At 43.0% G+C, this 25,980-nt stretch carries 43 protein-coding genes and 1 pseudogene; 37 read left to right on the top strand and 7 right to left on the bottom strand.

Annotated elements, in window-relative coordinates; genetic code table 11:
* Window positions 1–25 precede the first annotated feature (25 nt).
* The 3 genes from FVA69_RS14515 to FVA69_RS14505 are packed head-to-tail and all read right to left on the bottom strand — an operon-like array spanning window position 26 to window position 1,075.
* Window positions 26–268: a hypothetical protein gene (locus FVA69_RS14515; RefSeq protein ID WP_164529036.1), complete on the bottom strand. Its 243-nt coding sequence runs from the start codon at window positions 266–268 to the stop codon at window positions 26–28.
* Window position 269: 1 nt separating this feature from the next.
* On the bottom strand, window positions 270–455 hold the full coding sequence (locus FVA69_RS14510; protein ID WP_164529035.1) for a hypothetical protein: 186 nt from the start codon (window positions 453–455) through the stop codon (window positions 270–272).
* Window positions 456–484: 29 nt separating this feature from the next.
* Window positions 485–1,075 (bottom strand): DUF5420 family protein, encoded by a 591-nt coding sequence (locus FVA69_RS14505; RefSeq protein WP_164529034.1) that lies wholly within the window; start codon window positions 1,073–1,075, stop codon window positions 485–487.
* 494 nt (window positions 1,076–1,569) lie between these two features.
* Here FVA69_RS14505 and FVA69_RS14500 point away from each other — a divergent pair, with 494 nt between their 5' ends.
* Entirely contained in the window at window positions 1,570–2,073 is a 504-nt protein-coding gene (locus tag FVA69_RS14500; protein ID WP_154601193.1) for a hypothetical protein, read from the top strand.
* 25 nt (window positions 2,074–2,098) lie between these two features.
* Here FVA69_RS14500 and FVA69_RS14495 read toward each other — a convergent pair whose 3' ends face one another.
* Window positions 2,099–2,302, bottom strand: a complete 204-nt coding sequence (locus FVA69_RS14495) for a hypothetical protein (RefSeq protein WP_164529033.1) — start codon at window positions 2,300–2,302, stop codon at window positions 2,099–2,101.
* Between the two features lie 510 nt (window positions 2,303–2,812).
* Here FVA69_RS14495 and FVA69_RS14490 point away from each other — a divergent pair.
* A complete protein-coding gene (locus tag FVA69_RS14490; protein ID WP_136134472.1) occupies window positions 2,813–3,019 on the top strand; it encodes a hypothetical protein in 207 nt (68 codons plus the stop codon).
* A gap of 52 nt (window positions 3,020–3,071) precedes the next feature.
* Here FVA69_RS14490 and FVA69_RS14485 read toward each other — a convergent pair whose 3' ends face one another.
* The 3 genes and pseudogenes from FVA69_RS14485 to FVA69_RS21410 all read right to left on the bottom strand — a co-directional run.
* Window positions 3,072–3,578 carry a hypothetical protein gene (locus FVA69_RS14485; RefSeq protein WP_164529032.1) on the bottom strand — a complete coding sequence of 169 codons (507 nt, stop codon included), beginning with the start codon at window positions 3,576–3,578 and terminating at the stop codon, window positions 3,072–3,074.
* A gap of 3 nt (window positions 3,579–3,581) precedes the next feature.
* The gene (locus FVA69_RS14480) at window positions 3,582–3,905 is read right to left on the bottom strand and encodes a hypothetical protein (RefSeq protein ID WP_164529031.1); all 324 of its coding nucleotides are present in this window, start codon (window positions 3,903–3,905) and stop codon (window positions 3,582–3,584) included.
* A 252-nt stretch (window positions 3,906–4,157) separates the two neighbouring features.
* Window positions 4,158–4,385 (bottom strand): annotated as a pseudogene (locus tag FVA69_RS21410) (helix-turn-helix domain-containing protein); the annotation flags it as partial.
* Window positions 4,386–4,464: 79 nt separating this feature from the next.
* Between FVA69_RS21410 and FVA69_RS14470 the strand changes: the two are divergent.
* The 35 genes from FVA69_RS14470 (at window position 4,465) to FVA69_RS14300 (ending at window position 25,980) form a co-directional block, all read left to right on the top strand.
* Window positions 4,465–4,692 carry a helix-turn-helix domain-containing protein gene (locus FVA69_RS14470; protein ID WP_164529029.1) on the top strand — a complete coding sequence of 76 codons (228 nt, stop codon included), beginning with the start codon at window positions 4,465–4,467 and terminating at the stop codon, window positions 4,690–4,692.
* A 105-nt stretch (window positions 4,693–4,797) separates the two neighbouring features.
* Window positions 4,798–5,124, top strand: coding sequence for a hypothetical protein (locus FVA69_RS14465; protein ID WP_164529028.1), 327 nt, complete (start codon window positions 4,798–4,800; stop codon window positions 5,122–5,124).
* A 26-nt stretch (window positions 5,125–5,150) separates the two neighbouring features.
* On the top strand, window positions 5,151–5,558 hold the full coding sequence (locus FVA69_RS14460) for a hypothetical protein (RefSeq protein WP_164529027.1): 408 nt from the start codon (window positions 5,151–5,153) through the stop codon (window positions 5,556–5,558).
* 13 nt (window positions 5,559–5,571) lie between these two features.
* Entirely contained in the window at window positions 5,572–6,513 is a 942-nt protein-coding gene (locus FVA69_RS14455) for a replication protein (RefSeq protein ID WP_164529026.1), read from the top strand.
* Entirely contained in the window at window positions 6,510–7,184 is a 675-nt protein-coding gene (locus FVA69_RS14450; RefSeq protein WP_164529025.1) for a replication protein P, read from the top strand. The genes FVA69_RS14455 and FVA69_RS14450 overlap by 4 nt, the downstream gene beginning before the upstream one ends.
* A 15-nt stretch (window positions 7,185–7,199) precedes the next feature.
* Window positions 7,200–7,424, top strand: a complete 225-nt coding sequence (locus FVA69_RS14445) for a hypothetical protein (RefSeq protein WP_164529024.1) — start codon at window positions 7,200–7,202, stop codon at window positions 7,422–7,424.
* A gap of 31 nt (window positions 7,425–7,455) precedes the next feature.
* Window positions 7,456–7,746: a hypothetical protein gene (locus tag FVA69_RS14440; protein ID WP_164529023.1), complete on the top strand. Its 291-nt coding sequence runs from the start codon at window positions 7,456–7,458 to the stop codon at window positions 7,744–7,746.
* 247 nt (window positions 7,747–7,993) lie between these two features.
* Window positions 7,994–8,263, top strand: coding sequence for a hypothetical protein (locus tag FVA69_RS14435; protein ID WP_164529022.1), 270 nt, complete (start codon window positions 7,994–7,996; stop codon window positions 8,261–8,263).
* The gene (locus FVA69_RS14430; RefSeq protein WP_164529021.1) at window positions 8,250–8,468 is read left to right on the top strand and encodes a DUF551 domain-containing protein; all 219 of its coding nucleotides are present in this window, start codon (window positions 8,250–8,252) and stop codon (window positions 8,466–8,468) included. The genes FVA69_RS14435 and FVA69_RS14430 overlap by 14 nt, the downstream gene beginning before the upstream one ends.
* A 147-nt stretch (window positions 8,469–8,615) precedes the next feature.
* Complete coding sequence (locus tag FVA69_RS14425; protein WP_164529020.1) at window positions 8,616–8,807, top strand: hypothetical protein; 192 nt, start codon at window positions 8,616–8,618, stop codon at window positions 8,805–8,807.
* A gap of 9 nt (window positions 8,808–8,816) precedes the next feature.
* Window positions 8,817–9,263, top strand: coding sequence for a DUF1367 family protein (locus FVA69_RS14420; RefSeq protein WP_164529019.1), 447 nt, complete (start codon window positions 8,817–8,819; stop codon window positions 9,261–9,263).
* Between the two features lie 10 nt (window positions 9,264–9,273).
* The gene (locus FVA69_RS14415; protein ID WP_164529018.1) at window positions 9,274–9,444 is read left to right on the top strand and encodes a hypothetical protein; all 171 of its coding nucleotides are present in this window, start codon (window positions 9,274–9,276) and stop codon (window positions 9,442–9,444) included.
* On the top strand, window positions 9,444–9,587 hold the full coding sequence (locus FVA69_RS21725; protein WP_164529017.1) for a hypothetical protein: 144 nt from the start codon (window positions 9,444–9,446) through the stop codon (window positions 9,585–9,587). The genes FVA69_RS14415 and FVA69_RS21725 overlap by 1 nt, the downstream gene beginning before the upstream one ends.
* A 596-nt stretch (window positions 9,588–10,183) precedes the next feature.
* Window positions 10,184–10,384: a hypothetical protein gene (locus tag FVA69_RS21720; protein ID WP_238789251.1), complete on the top strand. Its 201-nt coding sequence runs from the start codon at window positions 10,184–10,186 to the stop codon at window positions 10,382–10,384.
* Window positions 10,384–10,587 (top strand): hypothetical protein, encoded by a 204-nt coding sequence (locus FVA69_RS21715; RefSeq protein WP_164529015.1) that lies wholly within the window; start codon window positions 10,384–10,386, stop codon window positions 10,585–10,587. Before FVA69_RS21720 ends, FVA69_RS21715 begins: the two co-directional genes overlap by 1 nt.
* Window positions 10,584–11,366 (top strand): antitermination protein, encoded by a 783-nt coding sequence (locus tag FVA69_RS14395; RefSeq protein WP_164529014.1) that lies wholly within the window; start codon window positions 10,584–10,586, stop codon window positions 11,364–11,366. The genes FVA69_RS21715 and FVA69_RS14395 overlap by 4 nt, the downstream gene beginning before the upstream one ends.
* A 382-nt stretch (window positions 11,367–11,748) precedes the next feature.
* Complete coding sequence (locus FVA69_RS14390) at window positions 11,749–12,069, top strand: phage holin, lambda family (protein WP_172412302.1); 321 nt, start codon at window positions 11,749–11,751, stop codon at window positions 12,067–12,069.
* Window positions 12,062–12,478, top strand: a complete 417-nt coding sequence (locus FVA69_RS14385) for a structural protein (protein WP_164529013.1) — start codon at window positions 12,062–12,064, stop codon at window positions 12,476–12,478. Before FVA69_RS14390 ends, FVA69_RS14385 begins: the two co-directional genes overlap by 8 nt.
* Window positions 12,475–12,927 carry a lysis protein gene (locus tag FVA69_RS14380; protein ID WP_164529012.1) on the top strand — a complete coding sequence of 151 codons (453 nt, stop codon included), beginning with the start codon at window positions 12,475–12,477 and terminating at the stop codon, window positions 12,925–12,927. The genes FVA69_RS14385 and FVA69_RS14380 overlap by 4 nt, the downstream gene beginning before the upstream one ends.
* Window positions 12,928–13,651: 724 nt before the next feature.
* Window positions 13,652–14,338 carry a Rha family transcriptional regulator gene (locus tag FVA69_RS14375; protein WP_164529011.1) on the top strand — a complete coding sequence of 229 codons (687 nt, stop codon included), beginning with the start codon at window positions 13,652–13,654 and terminating at the stop codon, window positions 14,336–14,338.
* A gap of 143 nt (window positions 14,339–14,481) precedes the next feature.
* Window positions 14,482–15,006, top strand: a complete 525-nt coding sequence (locus FVA69_RS14370) for a terminase small subunit (protein WP_164529010.1) — start codon at window positions 14,482–14,484, stop codon at window positions 15,004–15,006.
* Complete coding sequence (locus tag FVA69_RS14365; protein ID WP_164529009.1) at window positions 14,999–16,348, top strand: PBSX family phage terminase large subunit; 1,350 nt, start codon at window positions 14,999–15,001, stop codon at window positions 16,346–16,348. The genes FVA69_RS14370 and FVA69_RS14365 overlap by 8 nt, the downstream gene beginning before the upstream one ends.
* Window positions 16,348–17,880 (top strand): DUF1073 domain-containing protein, encoded by a 1,533-nt coding sequence (locus FVA69_RS14360; RefSeq protein ID WP_164529008.1) that lies wholly within the window; start codon window positions 16,348–16,350, stop codon window positions 17,878–17,880. Before FVA69_RS14365 ends, FVA69_RS14360 begins: the two co-directional genes overlap by 1 nt.
* On the top strand, window positions 17,852–18,643 hold the full coding sequence (locus tag FVA69_RS14355; RefSeq protein ID WP_164529007.1) for a phage minor head protein: 792 nt from the start codon (window positions 17,852–17,854) through the stop codon (window positions 18,641–18,643). The genes FVA69_RS14360 and FVA69_RS14355 overlap by 29 nt, the downstream gene beginning before the upstream one ends.
* 12 nt (window positions 18,644–18,655) lie before the next feature.
* Entirely contained in the window at window positions 18,656–19,870 is a 1,215-nt protein-coding gene (locus FVA69_RS14350; RefSeq protein WP_164529006.1) for a DUF2213 domain-containing protein, read from the top strand.
* A gap of 12 nt (window positions 19,871–19,882) precedes the next feature.
* Window positions 19,883–20,368: a structural cement protein Gp24 gene (locus tag FVA69_RS14345; RefSeq protein ID WP_202983387.1), complete on the top strand. Its 486-nt coding sequence runs from the start codon at window positions 19,883–19,885 to the stop codon at window positions 20,366–20,368.
* A 9-nt stretch (window positions 20,369–20,377) separates the two neighbouring features.
* Window positions 20,378–21,376, top strand: coding sequence for a DUF2184 domain-containing protein (locus tag FVA69_RS14340; RefSeq protein WP_164529005.1), 999 nt, complete (start codon window positions 20,378–20,380; stop codon window positions 21,374–21,376).
* A gap of 59 nt (window positions 21,377–21,435) precedes the next feature.
* A complete protein-coding gene (locus FVA69_RS14335; protein WP_164529004.1) occupies window positions 21,436–21,753 on the top strand; it encodes a hypothetical protein in 318 nt (105 codons plus the stop codon).
* Between the two features lie 8 nt (window positions 21,754–21,761).
* Window positions 21,762–22,238, top strand: a complete 477-nt coding sequence (locus tag FVA69_RS14330) for a DUF4054 domain-containing protein (RefSeq protein ID WP_202983386.1) — start codon at window positions 21,762–21,764, stop codon at window positions 22,236–22,238.
* Window positions 22,231–22,797 (top strand): hypothetical protein, encoded by a 567-nt coding sequence (locus FVA69_RS14325; protein ID WP_164529003.1) that lies wholly within the window; start codon window positions 22,231–22,233, stop codon window positions 22,795–22,797. Before FVA69_RS14330 ends, FVA69_RS14325 begins: the two co-directional genes overlap by 8 nt.
* Complete coding sequence (locus FVA69_RS14320) at window positions 22,784–23,167, top strand: hypothetical protein (protein ID WP_202983385.1); 384 nt, start codon at window positions 22,784–22,786, stop codon at window positions 23,165–23,167. The genes FVA69_RS14325 and FVA69_RS14320 overlap by 14 nt, the downstream gene beginning before the upstream one ends.
* The gene (locus FVA69_RS14315) at window positions 23,152–23,640 is read left to right on the top strand and encodes a phage neck terminator protein (protein WP_164529002.1); all 489 of its coding nucleotides are present in this window, start codon (window positions 23,152–23,154) and stop codon (window positions 23,638–23,640) included. Before FVA69_RS14320 ends, FVA69_RS14315 begins: the two co-directional genes overlap by 16 nt.
* Before the next feature lie 9 nt (window positions 23,641–23,649).
* The gene (locus FVA69_RS14310) at window positions 23,650–25,110 is read left to right on the top strand and encodes a DUF3383 domain-containing protein (protein ID WP_164529001.1); all 1,461 of its coding nucleotides are present in this window, start codon (window positions 23,650–23,652) and stop codon (window positions 25,108–25,110) included.
* A gap of 13 nt (window positions 25,111–25,123) precedes the next feature.
* Window positions 25,124–25,570: a phage tail fiber protein gene (locus FVA69_RS14305; protein WP_051473540.1), complete on the top strand. Its 447-nt coding sequence runs from the start codon at window positions 25,124–25,126 to the stop codon at window positions 25,568–25,570.
* Window positions 25,570–25,980, top strand: a complete 411-nt coding sequence (locus FVA69_RS14300) for a hypothetical protein (protein WP_164529000.1) — start codon at window positions 25,570–25,572, stop codon at window positions 25,978–25,980. Before FVA69_RS14305 ends, FVA69_RS14300 begins: the two co-directional genes overlap by 1 nt.

The raw sequence follows: 25,980 nt of genomic DNA, 5'->3' as shown, positions 1-25,980 counted from the left end.
TCAGTAAATGTAGCTAAATGATTGCTTACTGCTGACCGAGGGCTTTTGCGATTACAGAGTCAGTGATATCTAAATTGTCGCCGCTGTCCTGTTTGTAGCTTGCAACTATGTTTCGTAGTCGAATGAGCTCACTTAATAACTCTGGTGCTGCTGAGATTAGATTGTCATCTCCTACATAACCATACCCTTCAGCGACAATATCCCCATCGGCCCCATATATGAACCCGTCTCTAACTTCCCACGGGCTTGGTGTTGTATTTAATCCCATATCACCCCCTAGCCTTTAACATTGCATCTGCCATGCCGTAAGCTTCCTTGGCAATTGCGTCCATTCTTTCCTCGGTGAATCCTATGCGCCCATAATCAAAATGTGCAATTAATGACTGAAGAGCTGCCTTAGCGAACTCATCACGCAGCCCCTCTAGTTGCCATGGTAAATGCTGTTTATCTGTCATACTCCCTCCGTTATTAACTAAACACGATGCTACTTGCTGTTTGATAGGTCATAAAACACGCCGTAGGTTATCTCTTCAAAGCAATCTGGAATGCTTGGTTGCTTATCCATGCCTCTCTCATGATTTGGTATGGCGCAAATAAGAAAGCTTTTATCGTTTTGTGGATATCCGACAATCGTTTCCAACATTCGCATTCCAGCACCGCTGCCGTGCTGGCTAATAGAACAGCATTGAATGTCGAACTTATTGATGATGTAGTCTTTAAAGCATGGTAAATCTTTGAGCTTCTTATTGAGTTCATCTTTCTCTGCGTCTAATGCGGCGTTAAACGCTTTACCTTTCTTCGAGTTAGCTTTAGCTCGAATAACTTTTAACTCACTAGTTCGCTGAGATTCTTTAACTGCAAAATCGAATTCTTTATCTACTGCGAAAGCAAATGCGCGAATTGTCGTTCCATTTTCACCCCATGAATTACTAAAGCTAACTCCTTTAGCCCCAACGCTTTCAATGGCTTCATTGAGAAGCACCTGCCGTTTAGCTTGAATTTCGGCGGTTTCTTTTTTGATTTGCTTGGTAGCTTCTTTGCTAATTTTATAAAATCGATAATCCCTTGGTTCCATCTCTATCTCCTATCTATTAATCAACTCACTAACCTATTGATAATCCACACTCTCGCAGTGGACGCGCTCATGCCCTTGAGTTCATGCCGCTCAATCGCCGCTAATAACTGGTGCGTATTTGGCTTGTACGCTGCTTTACCAGAGCTATTTGTAATATAGGAACCTTAACCCGTCGCTACACAGGCTAGCAATCATGCTACTCAGGGGGTAGTCACTACCTAACCTTTGCCGCTATGCAACTGCGGTCTGTCCGCTTTTTTGTTACATAAATCCTCCGATTCAAACGGTACTTTTTATTAGGCGAGACCGATTTATCGCCTTTGGTTTGTGTCGTGCTGTCAAAAAAGCTATCTCACCACAGCCCACCTTGATGGACTGTAATTAGTTAACTGTGCCTGCTTTTAACCACGTCAGGCGAGGTGGTTCCTTACATTCCCCAACGCAAGAAATCTGTGTATAATTCAATCACCCCAACGTAATTAAAGGATTGAATTATGCCAATCGGCACGTCGTATCAAATGCTCAAAGATATAGGCTCTTTGGGTAAAAGGATTTTTGATAAGAAAATTGATGAAGAAGTCAGAAAAGAAGTTCAGGCAATGATTGATAAATCATCAGAACTATATGACCGTGTTGTTGCTCTTGAGGATGACCGACAATCTAACAGACAGCTTATTTCTGAGCTGCAAGAAAAAGTCAAGAGCGCTAAAAATTTTAATCGTGAGTTTAAAAAGTACGAGCCACAAAAGCTTGAATCTGGTTCTTTTGTTTATGCTTATAACACCGCTCTTCATACAGATAAGCCATCTCACTATATATGTGCAAAGTGCGTAACAGATTCTGTAATATCCATACTTCAACCGAATGCCAACAAAATGTCTAGTGGCGGTTATTATCTTTACACTTGTTATAATTGCAGTAATGATTTTAAGATGAATAAGACCCCCTCAATTGATATTGATTTCCCAGACAGCATAGCTGGAATTAGAAGATATTAATTTACGCTAAGCCCATCCGTGGGCTTTATCTCGCCGTAACACTTCCATCACTCATAATCGGCTTGCGTAGCCGTGGTTGCTTGCGTGTGTCTGGTGCTGATTTGAGCTTCTTCAACTCAACGATTATCTGCGCCATGACATCAAATGAATTAACCTTCCGTGATTCTTCTTTACGCTGCTCCATGCGCTTCTCTTTCCTGCTTAATTTGTAACGCTGTCTTGAGTTCATAATAAAATCCTCAGTTAGTTAACTTTGGTGATTGGTGCCAGTTCGTTACGCTGGTTTCAGTCCGTTTTCATGGTGAGTCCATGCCAGCCTATTGATGGAATCGAACCATCAAACATTCAATGATCGCCATGCGATTCAATCTGATGCAAAGTTACCTTTGCACTGTTGGTCAAACTCAATTGACTGTTACCATGAATCAGCAGGAACTACCTGCATTCACCAATCCCAAAGCTAACTTCACTTTGGCCTCCCGTTTGCAAGGAGGAAGCTAAATTATTAAAGAGCATGAGGCGTATATTTCATGTTGCTTGCCTTCGATGGAATGTATTGTGTACCAATAGTACGCGATAATCAAGTACCAAAAGTACGCAAATTTAATGGAAAAGTACATAATTAAGTTAAACTTTTGTATTTTCAGGTAATTTATTTTCAAAAATTATTTATCTTGCGAGGAAAATCACACGATATAGCGAAACCTATGCTAAATTGTCGTAAAACTCAGGAGGATTTATGAATTTAGATGACGAGAAAGTTGTAAAAGTGGTAATGGAAGTGGGCGGTGCGGTATTTAGACTACTGGACAATACCGACACCATCACCAAAGAAATGATTATTGATGAACTTGAGCGATGTCGTAAAGAGGTAACGAACACCTTACACAAAGGTGCTTTGCGTGATGCCGCTCAAGTGGTTAGAAGTATGGGGAAGATTGGATAGGGCACAAAAAAGCCCTCGCGCTGAGGGCTATTGGCTATTTATGGATAATAAATTATTTTGTCTTGGTGATTAAATCTTTTATCTCGTTTATGTTCTTATTGGTTTCTTTAAAGTTATCATCAATTTTTGATTCGACTTTATCTATGCGCAACTCTGTCTTCTCAAACTGAGAGTCAATTCGGGTAAACCTATCATTAACTCTGCTTTCCATTGCGGTCATTGCAGTAGTTATTTCTTGTCTATTCGTATTTATTGACGCTTGCAATTCTTTTCTTGATTCATTGACTGAGTCATTAACTTGATTTGTTATACTTGAAACTGAAGTTACAACCGCAATGATAATAGTGAGAAAAACAGCAGCAACACTGACGTAAAATTCCTTCCTAGACATGTTACTAACCTCGTTATTTTCATTAGCAGATGGTGTCTTGCTAGGCATTCCTGTTGGTACAATATAAATAACTTGATCGTGATTAGCAACTTCAAATGAAGGAGGTCTGCTGAAATGAATAGGGCTTGGGTCATATACCAATTCTGGCTCTCTAATCTCATTATTCATGTGCTATTCCTTAGCTTTTTTCTTTTGTGATTCCTTCCAATTTCTAATAATGTTAACCCAGAATATATCCACATGACCACAGAGGATGCAAGTAAGCCCGACACATTCATGGGCGACAACCTTTGACATCTCTTTATTCATAGATGTTAGTGTCAGCGCCTGATTTTCACCAACTGCCAGAACTCCGCTCATTGAATTCTTGCCACATGATGAGCATTTACTTGTAACGCCTTTTTCTTCCAGAAACTTGAAAAATTCGCTTGCTGTTACAGAGTTATGCATGTCGATATACATATCTCTTTTTTCTTCTTTTTCTTCACTCATCATTCAATCCTTAAATTAGTTTAAAACGTGTCGTCAGGCCACTTGCTAAGATGCGTCTAATCCGCGCTTCTTGAGCATCTCTTCAAATATTGCGTCATAGTGCGCCCCCTTGGCTTTTAATTCCCTGATTAGTCTCTCAGCTTCTATTTTTGGAAGCCTCTCATATAGCTCTAATAACTCAATTTGGTCTGGCCTTAGGTTTTCATATTTTTTTGATTTTATTTCTGGGAGTGGGTCGCTAAATGCTTCACCTTCTCCATGCTGCAACCAGACTACATCGCAACGTAAGAATTTAGCCAAAGCATTCATCTTCTCTTGCCTAGGCAAAGATTCAGCATTAAACCACTTGCTAACCGCTTTGGATGTAACGCCAATAGCTTTAACGATTGCAGCGCCTCTACCACGTTCATTTAAGCCAGCATTATCACAGGCCAGTGCTAGCCTTTTAGCAAATTCTTGTCGCACTTTTTCGACTTGTACCATGAGTACAATAATAAACCTCTTGCAAAAAACTTTCAGTACGGCAATAATGCGTACCAAAAGTACACAAAGGGGATGTTTAATGAATAACATTAGGGAGCCAATAACGGACATCGGCGTTTCACAGGTTGCGAAAGCCTGTGGAGTTAGTAATCGAGCTGTTTACAAATGGCTAAAGAACGAGTCTTTACCGATGACTGAGTTTTTTGGAAAGACAAACTATGCAAAAGCAATACAAAAAGTTTCCAAAGGAAAATACAAAGCATCTGATTTGCTTCGTGTTAGCCAAAAAAAATTATTAGCTGCATAGCAGCAAAGCTCTTTAATAATCAATCCGCTCTCCTTGCAAACGGGAGAAAACTTAACTCACAGGATCGTGAGCAACGGACTAACTACGTCAAAAGGAATTTAACAAATGGACTACGCAACAACACGCAAAAACTTCAATCAATTCGTATCAAATCATCTAATCGCTACGGCATTACAAGCATTGAGAGCTAAGTCTCAGTCAGTGGTAGCAAAAACATTAGGTGTTCATGACTCAACCATTCTGCGCAGAACTGACAAATTTCCTGAGCTATGCGAAACGCTGGCAGCTTCGGGTATTAAAGATTTTGTGCTGGAAGGTGAGAGAAAAATATCTGAGGAAGAATATCGCTTTTTGTGGAAACAAATCGGCGAGCTTTCTTTGATGAGAACAAAAGAAAACGCCCCAGCTGCTGGAACAGTTGAGGCGTATTAGTAAATCATTCACGGGAGTAATTATACATGAATATAGAACAAAAGGTAAACGAATCATCGCTTAAGGTTGGCGATAAATTTGAAACCGTTTATCCGTTCAAGCGTATAGAAATCCCTTATAGGGATGTATTTGGTAGGGATTTATTGGATGTTTTGTGGTTCGGTGGCTGTCATCGAACTACTGAGCACCAAGATAGCGGTAATGATTATGGCTACGAAGAAACATGGTACACAGCAGATGCTGAAGGTAAGAGGGTTCTTGAGGTTTTAGCCGTGGTAGAAATGCCACGGAAATTTCAGCGAAGAATTATCTATCAATGCACCATGATACCCCCAGAAGGAAAGGCAAGGAAAATCTCAGCGACTCATTGCGTTACTGAGTCAAGATTTAAAAAAATGGCATCAGGTTATTTCACTGATTACGAACTAAATTGACAAGGAGGTTGATATGAACGTTGTTAAGCATGTGGACTTTGCTAACAAACAACTGATACCAGACAAACTAGAGGTTAAGGTGGCTGATCTTGATAATGGCTACCTTCGGGTAGCAAATGAAATTCAAGATGCTCTGTGCGCTCTCCAACTAGCAGGCAGGGAATGGCAGGTATTAAATGCCATTATTCGCTTAACGTGGGGGTGGCAAAAGAAAGAGGACAGAATACAAAACATCTTGATTGAAGAGAAAACTAAGCTAGGTAGAAATCCTGTATCTGAATCAGTCGGAGTGCTTGAAGTTAGAGGGATTATTCATGTTCGACGAATAGGCCAAAACAGATACATTTCTATCAATAAAAACGTCTCAGAATGGGTATACACGAAAACAAGGAAAACTATCCCTGAAAACAGGGATAACCATCCCCGAAAACGTGTAGTGGTATCCCCGAAAAAGGGGATCACCAAAGACATTATTTCAAATACAGTAAAAGATATTAATAACTCTTCGTCTGAGAATTCTAACGAATCCTCTGACCGACCATCTGAAAAAGTTTTAATGGTTAAGCCTGATGCGGTTGTTAGCTCACCCAAGGGTAACAAGTGGGGGGATGCTGATGACCTGAAAGCGGCTCAATGGATTTACTCACAAGTATTGATAGTCAGCCCAACAACCAAAGAGCCAAACTGGTCAACTTGGGCTAACGATGTTCGACTGATGAGACAGTTAGACGGGCACACCCATCAAGACATTTGCAAAATGTTCAAATGGGCAAACAAAGATTCGTTCTGGTGTAGCAATGTTTTATCGCCAGCAAAACTCCGTGAGAAGTGGCCAACACTGGTTATTCAAAGTCAGCAGCCAAACCGCACGCAAAGAGTGTCAGGAAGCCAGCAGCCAGCAAGGCAATCGATAGACTACGAAAGCACTGAATGGATGGAGGGTATCGATGTATGAAATCACTAGTTACAGCAATCCAGCAGCGTGATTCAACAGCACTGCAAGCAATGGCAGCACATGCGCCGCCACAGCAGAAGCAAGCGGTAAAACAGCAAGTAGCCCAAGTATTTAACGAGCTTTTCAGACAACTGAAAGCAACCTTCCCAGCGGCAATAGCCAACTTCAAAGAACAAAGTGACCTTGACGAGTTTAAACGCCAATGGACTATTGCATTCATTGAAAATGGAATTAGGACGCTTGAGCAAATCAATGTCGGGATGAAAATTGCAAGGCAGCAAACTAGCCCATTTTTACCTTCTCCTGGTCAGTTTGTTCAGTGGTGCAAACAGGAGGACTTCACTCAGCTTGGATTACCCACTGAAACCGAACTATACGAGGTATTCAAAAAGTATTGCTCGGAGCGCGGCTGGCGTAGGTTTAATTGGCCATCAAATGCCTGTTACTGGATTGTCACTAAAGTTTACTCAGAAATGAGAAGCCGTAACCTGTCTGATTCAGAGGTTATAAAACTTTGCGCGTCTGAGTTAAAAGTCATGGCCAACAAAATTAAATCAGGCGAGAAGATACCCGATCCGATATTGCAGCTAGAAGGCAAAGTGACGCCCACTAAGCGTGACAAAGCGCTATCAATCATTGCTGACCTGAAAAACAAACACGGATTCAAGTAACCAAAGGAATTTAAAATGATTAAACACAGAATTGGTAAGCCATACGTTAGACGCCTAAAGCAAAGCGATATCCCAGCCACTACACAAGCGAAATCAGCGATAGATTACCTAAACAACCCCGATAATCACCTGAAAGAAGCCAAGGCGTATGCGGTTTGTCTGCGTGGTTTGCCAGAGGTATTCCAAGTTTCCTTATCAAAAAGGCAACTCATTAAACTCATGAACGCGGCGATTTTGTAAGCCTAACACACCAAATCATAAGGACTTCTAGATGAAAACGCGGCAAACAAAAATGGAGCTAGTCGCATACCAAAAGGATGACGACAAGAAAGTTAAAACCTATCAACTTCTTCACTACAACGAAAAAACACGCCTGGAGCAGAAAATAAAAGTCACCAAAAGACAGGCGCTTCATGGCTGGGAAGTTAGTTTGAATTTGGACGATTTCCCTAGACTAGAAACTGAAACTGAGGCTTTGCTGAAATACGCCGACTGGCTAGAACGCATGGGAATAGCAATACGCAGAGAAGCTAAGCGGGCAATTAAGCGAGGTGTTGAGTGATGAAATGGTATGAGGAAGCACTTGTCAGAATATTTAGTAGCAACATCCTGACGTTTCTATTTCAACTCATTGCTTGGGGTTCGGTATCGCTTTTAATCGCGATAGATAAGTTAGGCGAGTTTAATCTTCATGTTTACCTAGGCTCATTGCCAATAGTGATTATTCAGGCATTAGTGATGACATGCCTAATTAGGTGGATATTTAAGTTTTGCACTAAGAATATCAATATTAATTAGAGGGATGAGTGATGAAAGGAACAACGTTAACAGAGCTGAATAAAGCGTACTTACGCCAAGGTAGATTTATAGCGGGTAGATACATTCATGCGAACGTTAAATACTTCAGGCAAAGAACGGACGCAATATTTTTTGAGCATGAGCTAGCAGCTGATAAGCACAGACCACGCGGCAAGGCATATTTGCGATTAATGCAAATCGAGAATTTATCCAACACGATGAAGTTTAAAGCGTTGCAAGAAAAAATTCACCAGATGGAGGCATCTAATGCAGGGAACTAATTGGGTTAAGGTGAGTGAGCAAGAGCCGCCGATCAAGACTGATGTTTTGTGTTGCAATATTTTCACTGGAGATAGATTTACAGCTGACAAACTAGAAACCTTCAATTCCTCAAAGGGGTTAATGGCAAAGGGTTTCTACCGTGGAAACCCTCAATGGATAGCAACCCACTGGATGCCACTCCCACCAATGCCAGAGGGTGAATGATGAGCAAAAGGATTAAAAACTGCCCAATGTGCGGCAATGGCAATATCACATTGGCATTACGTAATTCAGAGAAGAGGCAGTATTGGGTGGTTTGTTGCACGTCATGCCATTTAAATATTGACAGAAGCCTAGCCCATTTAGCGATAGATGCATGGAACAGGAGAGCTAACAGTGAGTGATACACCGATTAAAATTCGAATTCTCATGCCCGGCCTAGGCTTTTACGAGCGAGAGGTTCAAGGTCAGGATGGCGACTATTTTGTCACAAACGAAAAAGGCCATGTTTGGTGGCTAGATGATATGGCTAATGACGGAATCCAATGGGAGTTTGTGAAATAGGAGGCTAACTTGGAAATAGAAATGGTCAAATGCGCCAATGGCATATTTGCACCAGCATTCGAACACGACCTACCACGTTTAACTAAATTCAAAAATGGCGAGATGTACACCTTCAGCGCCAAGCTCACAAGAAACCCAGCATTTCATAAAAAGATGTTCGTATTCTTTAAATTCTGTTTCGACTACTGGTGCGCAAATAAGGCAGGGCTCGACTGTATGGATGAGCATAGCCAATTTGAGCGCTTCAGAAAGGATTTGACGATACTTGCAGGATTTTATGAGCAAACGGTAAGGCTAAACGGCGATGTGCGTACAGAGGCTAAGAGCCTGTCATTTGCCAATATGGATTCAGACGAATTCGAACGCTGTTACAAGGCCATGATTAACGCAGCAATAAAACACATTTTCAGAGGATGCAATGAAATCACTGAGAATCGGTTACTGACATTCTTTTAAGGATAGAGAGATGAATATCATATCAAAAATGGCAATCGCCATGGCGTCACTAGCATCACAGAACGCCTTATGGGCTATCAATCGTAATAGCTATTGGTACAGCTACCCCACATCAACTAAGCGCATCACAGGTCACGCAAAGATAAACCGAGCAGCCAAGACGCGGAGGAATAAAAAATAATGGCAAAGCGAACTAACGCATTAGAGCAAATGAAAAAATGGATGGAAGTAATCCCTCAGTGCTTGCAGCCACAGAATAAGCAAGCTGACAGCGAAGAACCCAAAGAGAAGCCAGTAGCTAAGAAGCGGAGGGCGAGAAAGTGAAGGAGCCCCACGTACACAGGCTTCTCACTTACGAAGAAGCAGAAAGACTTTGTGAGCATTATCGAAGGCAAGGTTATTCACCAGTAAAGATACTCAATATTAACCCTCAGTATTTCGATGTATCAGTCAACCTACCCACCCAAAAGTGGCTCAAGCCAACACCGCGAACAATGATTAATAGGATGTGGAGATGAATAAAAATAATCACCCAACGTACAAAGAGACATTTCATAAGCACATGTTTAACTTTGAATTGTTATTCAAATACGGAAAATTTGTTTTGATTTGGTCTGCCTTTGCTTTAGTGGCAGGTTTAATTGCGGAGGTAATACGTTGATATGTCACTAAAACGCGATAAATACGATATTGTATTTTCGCAGCTAGTCAGGGAACGAACAGATTACGAATGCGACTACTGCGGAAGACACTTTAGACACGAACCTTCAAAACTTCACTGCTCCCACTTTAAATCACGACGACACAAAGCAACTCGATACCATCCTCTAAACGCCTTCTCTCACTGCGCTGGCTGTCACCGAAAACTAGGCGAAGACCCACACGAATTCAATGCTCATGCTGTTATCACTTACAGCGAGATGACTATTGATAGCGTGGCTCGTTTAGCGGGAACGGCTGTGAGGTTAAAGCCATGGCAGATGGATGATTTATACCAGCACATGAAAGTTGAGCTTAAACGGCTTCAGGAGCTACGTAGCGAAGGTGTAACAGGTCGGATTGAGTTCACGTTACCTGATTGGTATCAGCACGGCATAACTTATCAGATGGGGGATGTGTGATGTTCACTGACATAGGCGCAGCAATTGAAGAGGCTAGATGGCTCAGGCGGCAAACCAAGCATCACCATGTGGTCACTCAAAACAGTAAAGGATATCTAAAAGTCAGACAAGAAACAGGGTGGAGAAAGGAGTCTCTACTACGCAAAGCATATAGCACACGTTATGACTGCCATAATCACACAGTATTGCCGGAGGTAAGATGAACCTAGAAAGCGCGGTAAAATATCATTTTGCTAAGTCCACTTCGATATCTGACTCACCTAGAGCTACATCGTCAGACTCACTTACTGGAACTGATGTGATGGCTGCTATCGGGTATTGCCAAAGTAAAGAGTCATTCGGCTTTTCTGCGTTCTCGGGAAAGATGGAGATCAGCCAGAATGACAAAGTTAAGGCAGTGCAGTTATTAACTCAGTATGCTTTGAAGCATTGCGACAAGGTTGCAGCCTTACGCAAACTAGAAGGAAAGGTTAAAGCAAAAGTGATGCAAATTCTCGCAAAATTCGCATATGAGGATTATTGCAGGTCTGCCGCAAGTGTTACTGAGTGCGTGAAGTGCTCAGGGCGAGGCGTTGTTAGTAAAAGGAAGACGGTTGTTAAGCATGAAGGAGTAAAGGATAAAAGCGGCAGCGTTGTCTTTAGGAAAGAAAAGCTGGAATTGGTTGATGAGCTGTGCACGAAATGCAATGGAAAGGGTGTTATTTCTTGCGCCTGCAATGATTGCAAGGGCAGAGGAGACGTAATAGATAGGGAGGAGCTTGAGAGGACAGGAATGCCAGTAAGAAAAGCATGCAAGCGATGTTCAGGAAGGGGCTATGAAAGAATCCCAGCCAGCAAGGCATATCATGCTGTTTCTGCTATTAGTGGATTATCACCTGACCAATGGAAAAAATCAGTAAGTAGATTTTATGAATCATTGTCCAATGAGTGTGAGATTGGCGAGAATAAGGCTGATTACATACTAAAAAAAGTGACAAAATAATATCGAATACTTTTAAAGTATAAATTGACTTTTGCACTTTTCTGTGTAAACATGATTCTAATGATGGGAATTTTGCATTTCATTATCCCAAAGCAAGAATATAGAGCCTCACTTCGGTGGGGCTTTCTAATTTACTTTCCCTCATCAATGAGGGTGACATAGTTTAACTTGTTGATATTGTTCCGTTATGGGAATTCCCATATCGCTAGTTCAACCTGTAAGTAATCCTTACAAGTTCACATTCAAGAGGTCGCCTAGTGCGGCCTTTTTTCGTATACGCCGCCACAGAATTCTAATCACACACACTTAATTGACACATAGAGATTGTGCGCGGCTATTTATTAACTAAATTCCTCCGATACGGGGGTGAGCCATGAAACGTATGAAAGAAAATCCTGAAGTATGGGTACAACTATCTGAATGGCTGTCGTCAGTCAAAGAGCAGGGAGTTGGCGCAGCACTTGCAGGAGGTATGGCTATTCTCCGCGGTCGTTATAACGGTGGGGGATGGAAGAAAACCTCCATGGACGCGGTGATGTGTTCAATATTCGCTTGGTTCGCTAAGGATATGTTGAACATTTTTGAAATGAATAATGAGTTAGTTTACTTGCTAAGCGTTTTCATTGGATACCTTGGCGTTGACTTTATTGGTCGCTTATTGCGTAGAGCGGCAGGAAACAAAGTTGGAGTATCAGATGAGTAAAGTATCCCGTGGTATCCGCAATAATAACCCCGGCAATATTGACTACAACAAAGCCAATAATTGGAAAGGTCAATTACCGCATAACCCAAGTGTTGAATCTCGCTTCTGTCGATTCGAAAGCCCTGACTATGGTATTCGTGCATTAATCGCATTACTTCGAACTTACCAGCGCAAGTACGGATTAAACACTGTATCCGGCTTGATTAATCGTTGGGCTCCGACGAATGAGAACAATACTGGCGCATATATTAATGGCGTGACTAAAGAGTTGGGTGTATCGCCTGCTGATATTATCAGTCTTGATGATAAGGCAACCGCTATCAAACTCGCCAAAGCAATCATTCGTCATGAAAACGGCTCACAACCGTATGATGAGGCTACATTCGAAAAAGCGTGGGGCTTGCTGTGAACAGCTTAAAATCATGGCTCCCTGTTCTGTTGTGGGGCGGGCTGTGTATTGCTTTGTTCTTTTCAACTAAAGAAATGATTGAGCTTGGTAAAGAGAATAAAGGCCTAAAGAAAGCAAACAGTTCTCTCGTTGCTGAAATAGCAGACTACGAAAAACGCATCAACTCCCTTCACGAACTTGACACCAAACACACAACGGAACTCACAAATGCAAAAGCTGAAATTGACCAGTTGCGTATTGCTGCTGAGCGTAATCCTGAGCGGGTGTACATCAGAGCCAGTTGTCCGAAAGGCGAAACCAATTCAACCTCCGGCATGGATGATGAAGCAACCGCCAGACCTACTGACTCCGCTATCGGAAATTATTGGTTACTCAGGCAGCGAATCGCAGAGTCCAAGCAAATGATACTTGGCTTGCAAGATTACATTAGAACGGAGTGTTTACGTTAATACCAATCAGTAAATGCTCTTGCAAAAAAAATTAAATTTATGAAAGTAAGAGCGCTTGACAAGTAGATAGAGAACTTCAAAAAAATAGTCATTACGTCTGATGGTTTTTTATCTTGAGCAATAATGAATAATATACAGGCAAGGATAGGAAGAAATATGAGTAAGAGAGTAATGGGATTGGTATACATATATTGATGCTCCCTCTTATGCAATGAAAAATTAACCTATTAGTTAAGTATATTTTTAACAGGAAAGCAATGCGGGAAATTGAACAACAACGACAGGTGATGAAATAAAAAAAAGCCCACACAGGGTAGGCTAAGCACATCTGTTGAACAAATAAATATCACATTAAATGTAGTTGACGTATTCAAAATATGCAAGCGAATAATGAGCCTCTGAGAAATCAGGGGCTTTTTAATGGCAAAAAAATAGCCCCTGGTGTTGAGGCTTAAAAGTGTAGGAATATATATGAAGCTAATAACTTAGCGATGTAATAACCATACCCCTCTTAATGTTACGTTACGAAAGTAAAGTTAAAAGAAAGTTACATTTATTCAAGTTTTGTAATCAGTAGTACGCATTTCACCCTGTGCCACGCTCGGCACATACACACCAAAGAACCTTTCAGGATAAGCCTTGAGGATAACCAGTAGTGGTTTGGTTAACCCTCTTTGGGCTGGTTACTCCTGAGCGCAAGGTTTATCTCTAAAAGGAACTAACTATGTCTTTAGTGGAAATTAAAAAATTTGATTTATTGACTAGCTCTTCTGCAATCGCCGATGGAGTTAAAAAGAAACACAAAACAGTAATTCAACTTGTTCGTCATTATGTTGATGACTTAAATGAATTCGGAAGGGTGGCATTTGAAATGCGATCCTTTGATACAGACGGTGGACGACAAAAGAAACAAGTAGCACTACTTAATGAGCAGCAGGCAACATTGTTAATTACATACATGCGTAACAATGATGTAGTCAGGGCGTTCAAGAAAAGACTTGTTTCTGAATTCTTCAAGATGCGATCTGCTTTAGCTGCCAAAAAGTTAGATAGAAATACGTCAAGATTGGAATATAAGCCAATGACCGATGCAGTCAAAAAGGCTAGAGAGGAACAAGGCAAGACTATTTCACCTCACCATTTTAGTAATGAAGCAGACTTAATTAATCGCATTGTGCTTGGTATGACATCTGCTAAGTTTCGTGTACATAACGAAATAGGAAAGAAAGAGCCTATCCGTGATTACTTAACACCAGAGCAAATACATTGCGTAACTGAATTACAAAGAGCCAACACAGTGTTTATCTCAATGGGATGGAACTTTGAACAACGAAAGGAAGAATTAACTAAGTTGTTTAATAAAAACCATAAGCAACCATTGCTCGATGAGATGCATAGATTGGCGGCGTAAAAATGCGCTTTGCTTGTAAATCAATAAATTACCGATGTACTAAAAGTTGCATCGCCTGAATAGGTCGCTCAGCGGTATTTTTTATTGTTAGTCACAAAGCCCGCTTTCGAGTTGGCTTTTTAATTAACTATGAGGGTAAAAGAATGGCACTCACCGATAAGCAAGAAATGTTTTGTCGTGAGTACCTCGTTGACTTGAACGCTACACAGGCGGCTATTCGTGCGGGGTACAGCGAAAAGACTGCGCGAAGTGTTGGGAATGAAAACCTGACAAAACCTGACATTGAAAAACGAATTCAGGAATTAATGAATGATCGCAGTGAGCGATTAGAGATAACGGCTGACTATGTTCTCAATCGCCTTGTTGAGATAGACCAAATGGATGTATTGGACATACTTCATGATGATGGAGGAATAAAGCCTATTCATGAGTGGCCTAAAGTTTGGCGCATATCATTAAGCGGCATGGACTTAGCTGAAATGTTCGAGTCTAAAGATGGTGAGCGCGATTTAGTTGGCATCATGAAGAAAATAAAATGGCCTGACAAAGTCAAAAACCTTGAGCTACTAGGCAAGCACAAAAACGTTAGTGCCTTCGTGGATAAAGTTGACCTAACCGCTGACGTGAAAGTCGAGAATCGTTCTATCAAGGAGATATTCGATGGCTAACCCTTACTTCAAACCATTTGCAGCAAGCGCCCCTTATAAGGTGGCTTACGGTGGTCGAGGTAGTGGTAAATCTTATTTCTTTGCAGAGCTAGCGATTGAAGTATCACGCAGAATCAAAACGGTCATCCTTTGCACCCGTGAGTTTCAGGGTTCGATTAGTGATTCGGTGCATAAGCTGCTTTGTGAAACTATCGACCGCTTAGGATATGAAAAAGAGTTCGAGATACAAAAGAACACTATTATTCACCTTGGCACCGGTGCTTCATTCGTATTTGCTGGCATTAAAAACAACGTCACCAAGATTAAATCAATTCAAGGTGTCGGAATTTGCTGGATTGAAGAGGCTGAGGCGGTAGTTAAAGATTCATGGGAAGTATTGTTACCCTCAATTCGTGGCGATAAAAACGCTGAGATATGGGTGAGCTTCAACCCAAAGAACATTCTTGATGACACTTATCAGCGATTCGTTGTGAAGCCGCCAGAGGGTGCGATAGTCCTCAAAGCTAATTACGATGTAAATCCCCACTTTTACGACACGCCACTCCCTAAGCAAATGGAAGAGTGCAAAGAGCGCGACCCTGAGCTTTACCGCCATATCTGGCTGGGCGAACCTGTAGCAGATTCAGCGCTGGCAATTATCAAGCCTGCATGGATTGAGGTAGCCGTTGATGCGCATATCAAGCTAGGGTTTGAGCCAAGAGGTAAGCGAATTGTCGGTTTCGACGTTGCTGATGATGGCGAAGATGCTAACGCAATAGTGCTTCGTCATGGCTCGGTTGCCTTATCTGTTGAAGAGTGGCGAGGTCAAGATGTCATATTTAGCGCTGACAAGGTCTATGCGGACGCGGTTAAGAATAACGTAGATACGGTTATCTATGACTCAATCGGCGTAGGTTCTGGCGTTAAGGCTCAATTTAACCGTAAAGATAATCGCATTGTTACTGTGGGATTTAACGCAGGTGCTTCCGTTGAGAAGCCAGAAAGCAACTATAAGCCCGGTAAAACAAATAAAGATATGTTCTCAAACTTGAAAGCGCAGCAATGGCAATTAGTCGCTGACCGCTTTTATAACACTTGGAGAGCTGTCGAGCATGGCGACAAATTCACCGATGACCAGTTAATCAGCATATCCAGTGATATGAAAGATATCGAATACCTTAAAGCCGAGTTATCACGACCCCAAGTCGATTATGACAACAACGGACGCGTAAAGGTTGAGAGCAAAAAGGATATGAAGAAACGCGGAATACCAAGCCCCAACAAAGCCGACGCGTTCATTATGGCGTTTGCCGATGTTCGTGGTGGTCTACGAATTAACCCCGCAGCACTTGCAGGTATCTAATGAAATTATTCAAATGGAAAAAACGCCTGTCAAAGCGAGAGGCGGAGCTTGCTATTGAGCAAGAAAAGACAAAGCAGCTTGAGTTAGAGGCAAAGAAAGCCGCATCTCAAACGCAGCTAATGCAGATGCTAGTCACTGAGGAAACAAAGCGGCAGCAGCCAGTTAAGATTAAAGCCCCTGAGCTTCATCCGCTGGTGTTGCCTGAAGGCGAAGATGCTCCTATCGCAATGGATAGCTGTGGTACATATGCATACGCCAATCAGTATGCCAGCCAAGATGTGGGCTTCTACACTGGGTTCCTTGGTTATCCCACGCTGGCGATTATGTCTCAGTCTAGTGATTATCGCAGCGTTCCTGAAACCACAGCTAAAGAAATGACGCGCGAGTGGGGCAAGGTTAAATCGCGCGATGACGGTCAGAATGCAGCCGATAAATCAGATATTGTTTCTCAAATTAACCAAGCGCTTGAAGATTTCGGCATTCGTGACATTTTCAGGCGTCACATTGAGAATGAAATGATATTCGGGCGCTCTCAGATTTATCTAGATATCAAAGGGCATGATGATAAGCGTGATTTACCACTACTTATCAATGAGGCGGGAGTAAAGGAAGGTGAGCTAAACGGATTTGCGGTGATTGAGCCTATCTGGTCAACGCCTAGTATGTACAACTCAACCGACCCAACTAGCCCTGATTTCTTCGTGCCTACTCAGTGGTTTGTTTTAGGTAAGAATACTCACGCTGATAGATTGCTAACACTAATCATGCGACCCGTGAGCGATATCCTGAAGCCAGCATATAACTTTAGCGGTTTATCCATGCTTCAGTTAATGAAGCCGTATGTCGAACGGTGGCAGCGTACAACTGACTCTATTAGCGACCTAATTCACTCGTTTTCGCTAACTGGCCTAGCTACCGACATGGAAGACATTCTTTCTGGCGGCAGTAACGCAAGCATGGTTCTTCGTGCTCAGATGTTCTCGCAGATTAGAGATAATCGCGGGTTGATGCTGACGGATAAGCAGAAAGAAGAATTCTTCCAGTTCAATACTCCACTGTCTGGCTTGGATGCTTTGCAGCGCCAAATGCAGGAGCAAATGTCAGCTCCAAGCCATACGCCCATGGTTAAGCTGTTAGGTATCACACCTAATGGTCTAAACGCTAACAGTGATGGTGAGATTAGGGTTTATTACGATTACATCTCTTCGCTTCAAAATGCTCACTTGCTGCCACAAATAAACAAGATCATCGACCTTATTCAGCTTCACCTATTCGGAAAGATTAACGACGGTATCTATTTCGAGTTCACGCCGCTTTATCAGTTGGATGAGAAAGAGATTGCTGAAATAAATCGTACCAATGCGGAAACGGCTGAGAAGCTGGTGAATATTGGCGCGGTTGATGGTGAAGAGGTTAGGCAAACACTTGCAACGGACGAATCAAGCAAGTTTAGCTTTATCGACCCTGACAAGATAATCCCATCACCTTTTGGAGTTCCTGATTATGGAAGTGCGGAGGAAGAAACCGAGTGATGCGGTAATGCCTGAAATCAAGACGTCAGAGGCTATATGTGCGTGGTATTACAAAGAGCTAATGGAAATCATCAAGGATATCCGAAAGGAGCTTGATGACGCTCTCATTAACGAATATCACGGGAGAGCTAAAAAGGCTCTAGCCAATGACGGAATTTCAGACTGGATAGCCCATATCGCAGATTACATGCTGGATAAGTGGAATAGGCGACTTAACTCAATATCTGAAGAGGTCGCAAAAGACTTCATCGATAAAACGGTTGGCAACTACGATACTCGCTTTGCGGCAATGTTAAGGCGCAAGGGATTCACTGTTCGAATGCAAAACAGCGAACGGACGTTAGATGCCTTGCGGGCTGCGATGGGTGAAAACGTTGGGCTGATTAAATCCATTGGCACTGAGTACCTAAGTAAGGTTCAGATGCATGTCTGGCAATCAGTAACAGGTGGCTATGACCTAGCAACACTAACCGATAACTTGGCGCATGATTTTCATATCGCCAGAAACCGAGCGAAGACAATCGCGCGTGACCAAGCTAACAAGGCTCATGCAGTTATTGAACAAGCAAGGCGGAAAGAGTTGGGGATTAAAGAGGCTATTTGGATCCACTCTCACGCAGGTAAGCAACCACGAGAATCACACGTTAAGGCTCACGGTAAGAAGTTCGACATTGAAAAGGGAATGTATATCGATGGTGAATGGATATTGCCGGGTGAAAAAATAAATTGTCGATGTGGCAGTAAGGCAATTCTTCCATTTTAAATAGGGGCGGTCATGAAGATGACAGATAGCCTCGCTTTCGACAGTGGCACATCAATGCGGAGTAAGGACGCAAACGGGCACCTAACCGTTGAGCGTACCGTGATATCCAAAGCCGCAGTAAACCCCTATTACGGTAGAGAGATACCAGATAGTGAAAGGCTAGCGCTAGAGCCTGAGCGGATTTACTACATGCTGCGTGACCCTGTCGAATTAGAGCGAGCAGCAAATACATTCAGCAAAAAACAATTACTCATCAAGCATATTCCCGTCGATTCAGACGAACCGCAGAAACAATCAACCATTGGCACTATCGGATCAAATATCACATTTGAAGACGGTCGCCTGTTTGCCGACTTGTGCGTGTGGGATGGATATGCAATCGGGTTAATTGAAGCAGAAAAAATGAAAGAGCTATCCGCAGGTTATGGCTATACAGCAGATATGACCAGTGGAGAGTTTGAAGGGCAGTATTACGACGGAGTTATGCGAAACATTATCGGTAACCACGTTGCATTAGTCGAGCGCGGCAGAATCGGGCGAGACGCTATTATTTCAGACCATCAAACAGTTGATTTGGAGAAATTAATGAAACTGAAAAAAGGTGCGCTTGCTAACATTGCCGCACAAACAAAAACAGCGTTAGGGATGGATTCAGACCTAACAGAAGCGCAACTTCATGCGATTGTGAATGCGGTTGCATTGGGTATGGATGAAGTATCTACCGAAGCGTTGGTGGGTGCTAGAGACGAAGAGGCTAAAAAGGCTGAAGACGAGAAAGAGGAAGATAAAAAAGCCTCTGACGAAGATGACGCTAAGAAAAAAGCTGAAGATGAGCAAACACAAGCTGAACGTGATAACGAATCAGAAGATATGCGCATCAAAGAGCGTGAAGAGCGCGAACGCAAAGACCGTGAAAAAGATAAAGCGATGGACTCTGCTATCAAGTTAGCTGAAGACCAAGCCGTTGCTCGTGTAACTAAGTTATTTGAAGCGCGTGAAGAAGTGAAGTCTCTGGTCGGTCAGGTTGCTATGGACAGTGCTGATGATGTCTACGCATATGCATTAAAGCAATGTGGAGTGGATATCTCTGGCGTTCATCCTAGCGCATTCAAAACAATGGTTGGCATGGTTAAGCAAAATCGCGCTCAACCTCAAAAAGCAAGTCTAGGCATGGACTCTGCGGCATTCGCTGAAGACCCGTACACCACTCGCTTCAAACAGGCTTAATAAGGACAAATCATGACAGGTTTTCAAACTCGAATGAATAACGACTTGCCACTAGGTGTGGCGGGTGACTTCGCCTCGACTAACCCGCATTTCTCAATGCTGGCTGGTGAGGGGCAGTTAAGATCAGGTGCAACAGGTGTAACGGTTGGTTTATTTGCATGGGCTGACGAAAATGGCTTAGTAACCAACGTTAAAACGGCAGGTGCATTGATCGGTTTCGTTCATCGTAACAATCAGGCGATCATCTCTGCGTATGGCGAAGGTGCAACAATGTTAGTACCTAAAGGCCGTGAAATCACCCTCATGACTGGCGGTGACTATTTCGTCAATCTCGAAGCGGGCGGTACTCGCGGTCAATTTATTGTTGCTGATGTAGCAACAGGTAAAGCAAAAGCAGTTGACGCTATCGACCCTGAAGACGCAACAGTTGAAGCAACTCCGTTCCGTGTGGCCAAAACGGTTACATCTGGCTTAACTAAAATGTCTAGCTCACTGTAAGGATAAGTAATGACACAATTAAATTTTAATGCGCTTGAGCAGCGAGCTGGCATTGTCTTTGCGACAGGTTACAATCCTCAAGCATTAACGCCACTTGCTAAACAAATGGCAATGGATAGTGAGCTAGTGACTACGCCTAACGCTGGTGTTTTATCACTGTTCACTACCTACGTTGATCCGAAATTAATCGAAACGCTTGTTACGCCAATGCGTATGGCTGAGATTTTCGGTGAGACCAAAAAAGGTGACTGGACAACACAAACAGCTCATTTCCCAGTGATTGAATCTACTGGTGAAGCGTCAAGCTATGGCGACTACAGCAACAATGGTCAAGCTGGCGTAAACGTTAACTGGCCTATGCGTCAACCTTATCACTATCAGACAATTATCCGTTTGGGTGAAAAAGAAATGGCGATGGCTGGTGCGGCCAAAATTGATTGGTCTTCTCGCAAGCAAATTGCAGCAGCACTGACCTTGAACAAGTTCCAAAACAAATCCTACATTTACGGGATTGATGGTCTGCAAAACTACGGCATCTTGAATGACCCTGATTCACTGCCTAATGTGACGTCAACTCCATGGGAAGCAATGGACGGGCAAGGTGTTTATGACTCAATTCAGAGCAAACTGTATGGCGAGCTCATCAAGCAAACCAATGGCCATGTAGAAGCCTCTACCCCAATGGTGCTGTTATTATCACCGAAAAACGAAGTTAACCTGCACAAAACAAACCAGTACAACGTTAACGTGTATGACCAGTTAAACAAAAACTTCCCTAACTTGGAAATTCGCAGCATCCCTGAGTTTTCTACTGATGCGGGTGAAGTTGTTAAGCTGATTGTTCGTGAATATGAAGGTCAAGAAACACTAGACCTGAGCTTCACTGAAAAAATGCGCGTTCACGCGATGATCCCCGAACTGTCATCTTGGAAGCAAAAACGTTCTCAGGGTACTTTCGGGTGCATCATCTATCGTCCAATGTTCATTGCATCGATGCTGGTTTCTTAATCATTATCCTCGTTGTTAATCCTTGCCACCTTCGGGTGGCATTTTTATAGGTGAATTTTATGTCTGAAGTAACAGTGGCGTGCAAATTGGCTAATGGCTTGTATCTGGATGTTGGCAATCAGCGAGTAACAGTAAAAGGTTTCGCTAATGGCATTCAAGACGAAAACGGCTTTGGTCTAACTCATGGCGTCGATAAATCGATTTGGGATGCATGGCTGGAAGAAAATAAAGGTCGTGACATTGTTAAAAATGGCCTCATCTTCGCTCACGAAAAAGTGAAAAGCGTTGAAGCCGAGTCAAAAGAAAAGAAAGACACAAAGTCAAAAACTGAGCGTCTAAAGCAAAACACTGAAGGTGTGCAGACTGCCGAAGAGTAAGGGATAACATGAATAATCGCGAACTAATGAAATATCGCAGCCAGCAAGCAGCCAGCAATATCAACGATGGCGTTGTGGAGTTTAACGTAGCTAAGTTTCGCGAGATTTATCCCAACACCAAAGGCACTGATGCACAGCTAGAATCAGCGTTCGTTAAGGCTGGACTACTCTTGCGTAATGATAGGTTTAGCTGCGTTAAAGACCTGAAGGAGCGTGAAATGCTTCTCTTCTTGCTTGTCGCTCACATGGCCATACTTCAATCAAATATCGAAGATGGTAACAGCGCGGTAGGCCGAGCATCTAGCGCAGCCGAGGGAAGTGTTTCTGTATCGCTGGACTATGGAACAACAACTAATGCTGAAAAGTGGTACACACAAACGCCTTACGGTGCTGAGTATTGGGCTTTAACAAGTCAATATCGCTCATTCCTGTACACGCTTGGTGTCATGCCAATGCCTGTTTGGAGAGGTGGTTATTATGGCTAAAAGCAAGCTTGAGGAAGCGCTGGAAAAATATCTATCGTCTGGTTCTAACCTAGAGCTAAGGGCAGGGGTATTAGAGGGAGCTATCTATGATGATGGCACACCAGTTGCTCATGTTGCTTATATGCAAGAATTTGGAGCAAGCATAAATCAAGCAGAAAGAACAGGTACGATTTACCGCAGCATCAGAAAAGACGGCACATTTAACAGAAATGGACGATTCGTAAAAGCTAAAAACTCTAATTTCGCAACAGATCACAATATTCCAGCTCATACAATAAACATACCTCCCAGACCTTTTTTTCGCTCAGTCATTGCTAATGGCAGAACGACTTGGTCTGCAATACTGGCCAAAGGAATAGAAAACCGAGGAGGTGTAAGGGGGGGGATGGAATATCTAGGTGGTGCAATAGTAGAGGAGTTGCATGAGTCAGTGATGACTTGGACTTCTCCACCTAATGCTGCTTCTACCATTGCTAAGAAAGGATCAAATAGCCCCCTTCGTGATTCTATGAGGCTATCTAGGTCATTTAGTTTTGAGGTGAATGATGATCAAAGTTAGAGCTATCGCCAACGCTGCTATTCAGGTGGTTAACAAAAACTTACCAGCAACCCTCTTGGCTGATGAAGGTTTTGATATTGACGATGCTGGATATCAAACCCCTAAGTATTCCGAGTATGAAATCTCCATGCAATTGCAAAGCCTGAGCACTCAAGACCTTGAGCATTTAGGCGTTATCAATCAGCAAGGTGAGTTTATATACGGATATGCGAGAGGGCAGATTGAGGCCATTCGGAGAGCTAGTCAGAAAGGGGCGGATAAGATTAGCTTTGTTGCTTATGGCGAATCTGAAGCGTCTGAATGGCTAGTAACTAAGGTCATAGAATCGTACCCATCTTGGGTTAAGGTGCTTTTATGGCGGCAACAATAAGCGTCACAGAGCGCGATATATTTTCTGAACTGAGACCATACTTGATTGAGTTATTCGACTGCCCTGTCGTAGTGGGGTATCAGAATAATGTCCCATTACCCAAAGACGGCATTGTTATGCACATGCTGTTTGAGCGCAATCTTGATTACACCTCTGATTACTGGAATCCAGCGATAGAAGAAATGGCGTCTCAGTCATCAGTCGAGGCAGCATTTCAACTGGATTTTTACGGTGCTGAAGCAAACTCACGCTCTCGTGTTGTAGCGAATCTTTGGCGAAGTGACTATACAACCTCGCGAATGACTAAATGCCAGCCACTTTATTGTGGCGAGCCAAGAAAGAATATCCTCGTTAACGAATCAAATCAGTACGAAAACAGGATGATGCTTGAAGTCAAACTTCAATATAACCCTGAAACAACCTATCACGTCGATGGTGTCGACGAAATCTCAATTACTACCACAAATATCTAAGGTAAAAATATGAAATCTATTCCGGCAAGCGATATCGTCCAGATATTGCCCGGTGTCGTTGGCACTGGCGGCAATCCACTGGCTCTTAACGCATTGTTTATCACCAAAAAGCAACCAGCATCGATGCTAGGCGTGAAAGCTTTCGGCTCTGCTGATTTGGTCGGCGAAGTGTTCGGTAAAGACTCTAAAGAGTATGAGGCTGCGCAGGTGTATTTTGCAGGATTTGATAACTGCACAGTGTTGCCTGACACGCTATTTATCGCATCAATGGTTACGACAGCCCAAGCGGCTAAGTTAGTCGGCGCTAAGCTTCCAACTCGAACCGCTAGCGAATTTGCAGCATTACCACAAGGTCTGATTTTAACAATCGATGGTCAGGTTACATCTGTGAACTTCGAAACTGAGGTTAACAGTTATTCATCTTTAGCGGCGACAGTCACTACGGCTTTAGGTGCTGCGGCAACGTGTACCTATGACACAGGCGCTAAAGTGTTTGTCATCGAAGGCGCAACAAAAGGCGCGGTTGGTTCTATCTCATTTGCTGAAGGTGATTTAGCAACGTTCATGGGATTAACTGAAGCATCTGGCGCACAAGCTAACAACGGCATCAACGCTGACACTATCGAAGAGCTACTGCCTCGCATCACCAAAGAAACGACAAACTTTGTTTCTATCGCGGCGATTGATTTTACCGCAGAAGAAAAGCTAGCAATTTCTCGCTGGGTCGCTCTGCAAAAAGACCGCTATATGCACGTTCTGTATCAAACAGAAAACGGAGAAGGTGAGCTAGAAACTATCAGTTCAGCAATTAAAGAGTCCGATATCGGCGGCACATGCTTATTTTACGGTAGCCACAAACACGCAGCCTTTGTCTGTGGATTTGCAGCAAGCCTGAACTTTGATGAGCTGAACGGCCGCACAAACTTGGCATTCCGTGGTCAGGAAGGTTTAACGCCTTCAGTAACAGATAAAGCGCTGGCAGATGAATTAATCGCGATGGGCTTTAACTTCTACGGCGCATACGGCACGGCTAATGACCGCTTCATCTTTGTTTATCCTGGTTCCGTATCAGGTAAGTTTAAGTGGGTTGATAGTTATGTGAATCAGGTGTTCTTCAATAACCAACTCCAATTAGCGTTAATGACGATGCTGAAAAGCTTTAAATCTGTACCTTACAACGAAACAGGTAAGGCAATTCATCGTTCTGCCGTGGCTGATCCAGTATTCCAAATGCTCAATTTTGGAGGCATCCAAACTGGCGTTGAGCTATCTGAGCAACAAAAGAAACAAATCAACATCGAAGCTGGATTTGATGCGGCATCTCAAATCAATACGGCGGGTTGGTGCATGAAGATTGAAGACACGCCAGCGCAAACACGCGGTCTTCGTAAATCAATGCCTCTGAAACTGTGGTACGCCGATGGCGGCAGTGTTCAGCAAGTTAATCTCCCATCAATCAACGTCCAGTAAGAGGTAAAAAATTATGCCAATGGGACATAACCCAAGAACATTAACATCGGCAAATGCCGTTTTGATGATCCGCTGTAAGGGCGTTTATGACGAGTTCGTGAAGTTGCAAGGTTTTCAGGCTGATAACGCGTGGAACTTTGGTGACGCAAATATCGGCGAGACTCGCATGGGTGTCGATGGTAAACAGTCCATCGGCTACACGCCACATGAAACGCAATGGACGCTTTACTTGGAAGCAAACAGTGTATCTACACAAATCATGGAAAACATTCGCAAGGACTTTAACGCGAACATGGAAGCCCGATTTGTGGATATCGTTGTCGAAATTCCATCAATCGGCAAACGCTACAGCGCAACGGGCGGCTTAACGTCAATGACTGGCGGCGCAAGCGGTAAAAAAATGCTCGACGGAACAAGCTACAACTTCAATATGGTCTTCGAAGGTGCTGAGGAAATCTAATGACGCTGAAATCAAAAACTATCACGATTGAAAAAGGTCGTGATGCTGGAATGATGTATCAAGTTACCGAAATGCCAATTGCCAAAGCGGATAACTGGGCGATGCGAGCACTGTTCGCAATTGCCAATGGTGGTGTGGACTTGGAAGGCGTCAGTCCAAATATGGGTATGCTAGGCATGGCTAACGTAGCAATCAAGGCGCTGGCAGGGATTAATCCGAATGTCGGCATTCCGCTACTGGATGAGCTTCTGGATTGCGTACAAACCATCCCGTCAGGTGGCACCGCTCGACCTCTGTTACTTGATTCCGACGTGAAAGACCTCACCACGATGTTCACACTTCGCAAGGAGGCATTGGCCATTCACCTTGATTTTTTAGTGCAAGGCGGTGGCTTAAGCTCGAAAAGTTAA

Source organism: Providencia sp. PROV004 (genome assembly GCF_011045615.1).
GTDB classification, from domain to species: domain Bacteria; phylum Pseudomonadota; class Gammaproteobacteria; order Enterobacterales; family Enterobacteriaceae; genus Providencia; species Providencia rettgeri.
This window is presented reverse-complemented; position numbering and strand designations above follow the sequence as displayed.